The sequence below is a fragment of the Pseudomonas sp. NPDC087639 genome (genome assembly GCF_044743385.1).
Taxonomy (GTDB): domain Bacteria; phylum Pseudomonadota; class Gammaproteobacteria; order Pseudomonadales; family Pseudomonadaceae; genus Aquipseudomonas.
The window spans coordinates 23,756-30,114 of record NZ_JBIUWI010000009.1 but is presented as its reverse complement, the minus strand read 5'-3'; the positions used below and the strand labels follow the sequence as shown (position 1 = coordinate 30,114).

Below are 6,359 nucleotides of genomic sequence, written 5' to 3'. Positions count from 1 at the left end.
AGCCTGTAACAGCCCGCGTCACCGAACTGCACACTGCTGGTGCGGGACTGCTACAACCCGCACCATTACAGGCTAGTCGTTACGTCGAAAAGCGCCGCTTCCAGCAACATATTTCAACACTCAAATGACGATGCGCAGGCACTGGCCTGCGTGATACAGCGAGAAACCAGCCTCATAAAGGCAACTGCGCAAACCTGCGCCCGCCAGGGGCTGCATCGGTGCAAAAGGAATCGGCAGGGCTTGAGGGTTTCCGTTGCACAGGTAATCAGCGAAAGCCTTGCCGACTACGGTGCCGGTGGTCACGCCACGGCCGTTATAGCCGGTAACGGCCACCAGTCCCGGTGCCGGTTCGAACAGCCGCATCAAGTGATCGGGCGTGAAAGCGATGCGCCCGGTCCAGGTGCATTCCCACTCGACGGGTTTCAGATTGGGGAAGTAATGCTGCTGCACGCGGTCGGCCCAAGCCTTGAGAAACCAGGTCGGCTTCTGATTGCCGTTGCCGAGGCTGCCGAGCAATAGCCGCCCTTCTTTGTCGCGGCGGATGCTGCTCAATACCTGACGGGTGTCCCATGAGCCCTGCCCGCCCGGGAGGATTTCCTGGGCGGCATCTTCAGTCAGCGGCACCGAAGCGACCTGGTAGTAGTAACCGGGGAAAAAGTTGCGTTTGAGTTCGGTCCAGTCACCTTCGGTGTAGGCGTTGGAGGCGATGACAACCTGCTCGGCCAACACTGAACCCTGCTCGGTCTGCACCGACCATTTTTGACCCACGCGTTCGAGACGGGTGACCGGGGAATGATCAAACATCTGCCCGCCCAGACCAATCACGGCATTGGCGAGCCCGGTGACATAAGCCATCGGATTGAGCGTCCCGGCGCGTCGATCGAGCAATGCAGCAGCAATCTTTTGCGTGCCGGTGGCTTGCTCGCATGCCTTGCCGGTCAGCAATTCGACCGGCGCACCACGGCGTTTCCATTGCTGCTCACGACTGCGCAGATCGGCCTCGCCCTTGGCGTTGTGCGCCATGTGCAGAGTGCCTTCGCGGCGTAACTGGCAATCGATGTTGTACTTATCCACAAGGCTGAACACCAGCGCCGGTGCCGCACCGAGCATGCGGTTGAGCTGGCTGCCGACCGCCAGGCCGAATCCGGCTTCAATCTCGTCCGGCGGAATCCACATGCCGGCGTTGACCAGCCCGACGTTACGCCCGGAACCGCCGTGGCCGGCGCGATGGGCTTCCAGCACGCAGACGCTTTTGCCTTTTTCCAACAGATGCAGCGCCGCCGACAAGCCGGTAAACCCGGCGCCAATCACGCACACATCGACTTTGACTTCACCCTTGAGCGCCGTGTTATCGGGCCTTTGCGGCGTGAGTTTTTCCCACAGACATTCTTCGCGTAACGGCATTGCCAGACTCCAACAGAAACCTGCCAAACACATTGTTCACATTGTGGGAGCGAGCCTGCTCGCGAAAGCGGCATATAAGACAACATTGATGTCGACTAACTCACCGCCTTCGCGAGCAGGCTCGCTCCCACAGGGTATGGGGGGGTCGCCCCGACATCAGTCGAAGGTAATGCCCTGCGCCAGCGGCAATTCCAGCGAATAGTTCACGGTATTGGTCTGTCGACGCATGTACGCGCGCCATGCATCCGAGCCCGACTCACGACCGCCGCCCGTCTCCTTCTCGCCACCAAACGCACCACCGATTTCCGCACCGCTCGGGCCGATGTTGACGTTGGCGATGCCGCAGTCACTGCCGACCGCCGACATGAACTGCTCGGCCTCGCGCACGTCAGTGGTGAAGATGCACGACGACAGACCTTGCGGCACTGCGTTGTTCAGGCGCAGCGCTTCCTGGAAGTCGCTGTAGCCGACCACATACAGAATCGGTGCGAAGGTTTCGCTGCAAACCACGTCGCTCTGCTCTGGCATTTCAACAATCGCCGGCGAGACGTAGTAAGCGTTGGGGAATTGATCTTGCAATTGACGCTTGCCGCCAAACACCCGGCCGCCCTCGCTCAGCGCCTGTTCCAGGGCATCTTGCATGTTTTCGAAGCTGTGTTTGTCGATCAGCGGGCCGACCAGATTGCCTTCCAGCGGATGGCCGATGCGCACTTTCGCGTACGCGGCTTTGAGGCGGGTGACGATTTCTTCTTTCACCGATTCATGGGCGATCAGGCGACGCAGCGTGGTGCAACGCTGGCCGGCGGTGCCGACAGCGCTGAACAGAATCGCGCGCACGGCCATGTCCAGATCGGCGCTTGGGCCGAGGATCATCGCGTTGTTGCCGCCCAGTTCAAGGATGCTGCGGGCAAATCGCGCGGCGACTTTCGGCGCCACTTCTCGGCCCATACGGGTGCTGCCGGTGGCGCTGATCAGCGCGACACGTGGGTCATCGACCAACGCTTCGCCCGCGTCACGGCCACCGATAATCACTTGGCAGAGACTGGCCGGCGCATCGGTGAAATTCTTCACCACGCGGTCAAACAGCGCCTGACAGGCCAGCGCCGTCAGCGGGGTTTTCTCCGACGGTTTCCACACCACCGGGTTGCCGCAGACCAGCGCCAGCGTGGTGTTCCACGCCCACACCGCGACCGGGAAGTTGAACGCACTGATCACGCCGACCACGCCCAGCGGGTGCCAGGTTTCACGCATGTGGTGGCCCGGGCGCTCGGAAGCGATAGTCAAACCGTACAACTGGCGGGACAGGCCGACGGCGAAGTCGCAAATGTCGATCATCTCCTGCACTTCACCCAGGCCTTCCTGAGTAATCTTGCCCGCTTCCCAGGAAACCAGTTCGCCGAGATCAGCCTTGTACTCGCGCAGCACTTCACCGAATTGACGCACCAGTTCACCGCGACGCGGTGCCGGAACCTTGCGCCACGCCTCGAACGCATGATCTGCGCGACTGATGTGCTGCTCGACTTCGGCCGGGCCTTCCCAGTTCACGGCGGCGATGCGGCTGCCGTCGATCGGCGAATGCACCGGCACTTTGCCGTTCTGATAAAGGGCCGGGTTCACACCAAGACGATCAAGCAATGCGGCAACCATGGGTCACTCCTCAAGCAAAAAACTGAATGTGTGCGGTCGCCATTTCACGACCGGGCAGGCCTTTAGTTGTAGCGTCAGTACGGCAAGGCAACAAACGACCTTTACGCGAGATATCATTCCGTTTATTCATGCTGCGCATAGAAAGACAAGAAAAGGATCCGCCATGCTGAACAAACGCCACTTGCCATCGATCACCGCGCTGCAGTGCTTCGAGGCCGTGACCCGGCACCTGAGTTTTACCCGGGCCGCCGAGGAACTGAACCTGACCCAGAGTGCGGTCAGCAAACAGGTCGCGCAGCTTGAGGAATTGTTGCAGCACTTGTTGTTCCGTCGGGTACGCCGCCGCTTGCAGATGACCCCGGCCGGGGATTTGTACTTGGTGGAGGTCAGAAAAATCCTTACCCAGGTTGAGATGTCGACGCATTACCTGCGTTCCTACGGCGGTGAGACCGAAGTCCTGCGTGTTTCTACCCCCTCAACTTTCGGCGCCCGCTGGCTGGTGCCACGCCTGAAAGGCTGGCGCTTGCGCCATCCATCGATCCATCTGGATTTATGCAACGAGCAAGAAGCGGATGATTTGCTGCAGGGTCGCAGTGATTTGGCGTTCTATTACGGTCAGGGTTCGCGCCCCGGTACCGAATGCCTGAAGCTGTTCGGCGAAGAGCTGGTGCCGGTGTGCGCGCCGGGCAGCCTGCCTGAAACGCCGTTCACGGATCCGACGCAACTCACCGATCTGGTGTTGCTGCAGAATGCCTCGCGCCCACAGGCCTGGCACGACTGGTTCGACAGTCAGGGCTACCAGACAGAGCACAGCTATCACGGGCCGCGTTTCGAAACCTTTTACATGTGCATCCGCGCCGCACAAGTCGGCTGCGGCGTGGCGCTGTTGCCGAGGTTTCTGGTGGAAGAGGAATTGGCCGACGGCAAACTAGTCATTCCCTGGCAGCATGCAATGCCCAGCACCGACTCCTATTACCTGGCGTACCCGGAACATTCGGCGGAAGTGCCCAAGGTCCGAGATTTTGTGAAGTGGATGCTCGAACAGATCGACAATCCAGGCTGAAACCTCGCCACAATTGACCTCACTCAGAATAGAAATCGCTGGCAATCCCCACTGCTGATATGCGCCACTAGCACCACTGATTGAGACCGCGCAACGGCGCGGCGCACCTGGAGACCCCGTTATGAGCGAGAGTGTGTTTGCCGATCGCATCGTGCAGAACCTGCTCGACACCGACTTTTACAAACTGACGATGATGCAGGCGGTGCTGCACAACTATCCCAACGTCGAAGTCGAATGGGAGTTCCGTTGCCGTAACAGCGAAGACTTGCGCCCGTATCTGGCCGAGATCCGCTATCAGATCGAGCGCCTTGCCGAGTTGAGCCTGAGTGCCGATCAACTGAGTTTTCTCGAGCGCATCAGCTTTCTGAAACCGGACTTCCTGCGTTTCCTCGGTCTGTTCCGTTTCAACCTGCGCTACCTGCACACCGGCATCGAGAACGGCGAACTGTTCATCCGCCTGCGCGGGCCGTGGCTCCATGTGATCCTCTACGAAGTGCCGCTGCTGGCCATCGTCAGCGAAGTTCGCAACCGTTACCGCTACCGCGAAACCGTGCTTGAGCAGGCGCGTGAGCAGCTTTACCGCAAGTTCGACTGGTTGACCGCCAACGCTTCCGCCGACGAACTGTCGCAGTTGCAGGTCGCCGATTTCGGCACCCGTCGCAGGTTTTCCTACCGCGTGCAGGAAGAAGTGGTCAACGTGCTCAAGCACGACTTCCCGGGTCGATTCGTCGGCACCAGCAATGTGCACCTGTCGCGCGAACTGGATATGAAACCGCTGGGCACCATGGCCCACGAATGGATCATGGCGCACCAACAACTCGGCCCACGCCTGATCGACAGCCAGATCGCCGCGCTCGACTGCTGGGTGCGCGAATACCGTGGCTTGCTGGGGATCGCCCTCACCGACTGCATCACCACGGATGCCTTCCTCGGCGATTTTGATCTGTTTTTCGCCAAGCTGTTCGATGGTCTGCGCCACGATTCCGGGGATCCTGTGACCTGGGGCGAAAAATGCATCGCCCACTATCACAAGCTCGGCATCGACCCGATGAGCAAGACCCTGGTGTTCTCCGACAGTCTGACCCTGCCCAAGTCGCTGGAAATATTCCGCGCGCTGCACGGGCGAATCAACGTGAGCTTTGGCATCGGCACCAACCTCACCTGTGACATTCCGGGTGTCGAACCGATGAGCATCGTGCTTAAAATGACCGCCTGCAACGGCCAACCGGTGGCGAAGATCTCCGACGAGCCAGGCAAGACCCACTGCAAAGACCCCAATTTTGTTGCCTATTTGCGACACGTTTTCCAGGTTCCTGCCGATTCCAGTCTATCTAGCAAGGAGTGAATTCATGCAAGCCGTACAGCGTGAGATTGCTGAACAGCTCAAGGTGCAACCGCCGTTCGCTGACTACAAGGCCCTGCAAGCCGAAGTCGCCAGGCGCATTACCTTCATTCAGGACTGCCTGGTCAATTCCGGGCTCAAGACGCTGGTGCTAGGCATCAGCGGCGGCGTCGACTCGCTGACCGCCGGCCTGCTGGCCCAGCGCGCGATGCGTGAACTGCGCGATCAAACGGGCGACCAGAGCTACAAGTTCATCGCCGTGCGCCTGCCGTATGAAACCCAGTTCGACGAACACGACGCCCAGGCCTCGGTGGATTTCATCGCCCCGGACGAACGCCACACCGTCAACATCGGTCCGGCGGTGAAGGCCCTGGCCAGTGAAGTGGCGGCGTTCGAAGGCAAGCACGCGGTGTCAGTTGATTTCGTGCTGGGCAACACCAAGGCGCGGATGCGCATGGTTGCGCAATACACGATTGCTGGCGCGGCGGGCGGTCTGGTGATCGGCACCGACCATGCAGCGGAAGCGGTGATGGGTTTTTTCACCAAGTTCGGCGACGGCGCCTGCGACCTCGCCCCGCTCAGCGGTCTGGTGAAAAATCAGGTGAGGGCGATTGCCCGCAGTTTTGGGGCGCCTGAGTCGTTGGTGGAAAAGATTCCGACTGCGGATCTGGAAGACCTGTCGCCGGGTAAACCGGACGAAGCGTCGCACGGCGTGACCTATACAGAGATCGACGCCTTCCTGCACGGTGAGCCACTGCGAGAGGAAGCGTTCAAGATCATTGTTGATACGTACAACAAAACCCATCACAAACGAGTGATGCCGTTTGCACCGTAAACCATACCGCGCCACCTTCAGAAACGAAAAAAGCGTCCCGAGCAGGACGCTTTTTTTGTGCCTGAATA

5 protein-coding genes are annotated in these 6,359 nt (G+C 59.8%); 3 read left to right on the top strand and 2 right to left on the bottom strand.

Going from position 1 to position 6,359, the window contains the following annotated elements; genetic code table 11:
• Window positions 1-120: 120 nt before the first annotated feature.
• A complete protein-coding gene (locus ACIOVB_RS06350; protein WP_187681240.1) occupies window positions 121-1,404 on the bottom strand; it encodes an FAD-binding oxidoreductase in 1,284 nt (427 codons plus the stop codon).
• 156 nt (window positions 1,405-1,560) lie between these two features.
• A complete protein-coding gene (locus ACIOVB_RS06345) occupies window positions 1,561-3,051 on the bottom strand; it encodes an aldehyde dehydrogenase family protein (RefSeq protein ID WP_401265892.1) in 1,491 nt (496 codons plus the stop codon).
• Between the two features lie 163 nt (window positions 3,052-3,214).
• Here ACIOVB_RS06345 and ACIOVB_RS06340 point away from each other — a divergent pair, with 163 nt between their 5' ends.
• The 3 genes from ACIOVB_RS06340 (at window position 3,215) to nadE (ending at window position 6,291) form a co-directional block, all read left to right on the top strand.
• The gene (locus ACIOVB_RS06340) at window positions 3,215-4,114 is read left to right on the top strand and encodes a LysR family transcriptional regulator (RefSeq protein ID WP_401265890.1); all 900 of its coding nucleotides are present in this window, start codon (window positions 3,215-3,217) and stop codon (window positions 4,112-4,114) included.
• Between the two features lie 121 nt (window positions 4,115-4,235).
• Window positions 4,236-5,459 carry a nicotinate phosphoribosyltransferase gene (gene pncB, locus ACIOVB_RS06335; protein WP_401265889.1) on the top strand — a complete coding sequence of 408 codons (1,224 nt, stop codon included), beginning with the start codon at window positions 4,236-4,238 and terminating at the stop codon, window positions 5,457-5,459.
• A gap of 4 nt (window positions 5,460-5,463) precedes the next feature.
• Entirely contained in the window at window positions 5,464-6,291 is an 828-nt protein-coding gene (nadE, locus tag ACIOVB_RS06330; RefSeq protein ID WP_401265886.1) for an ammonia-dependent NAD(+) synthetase, read from the top strand.
• The last annotated feature ends 68 nt before the right edge of the window (window positions 6,292-6,359 follow it).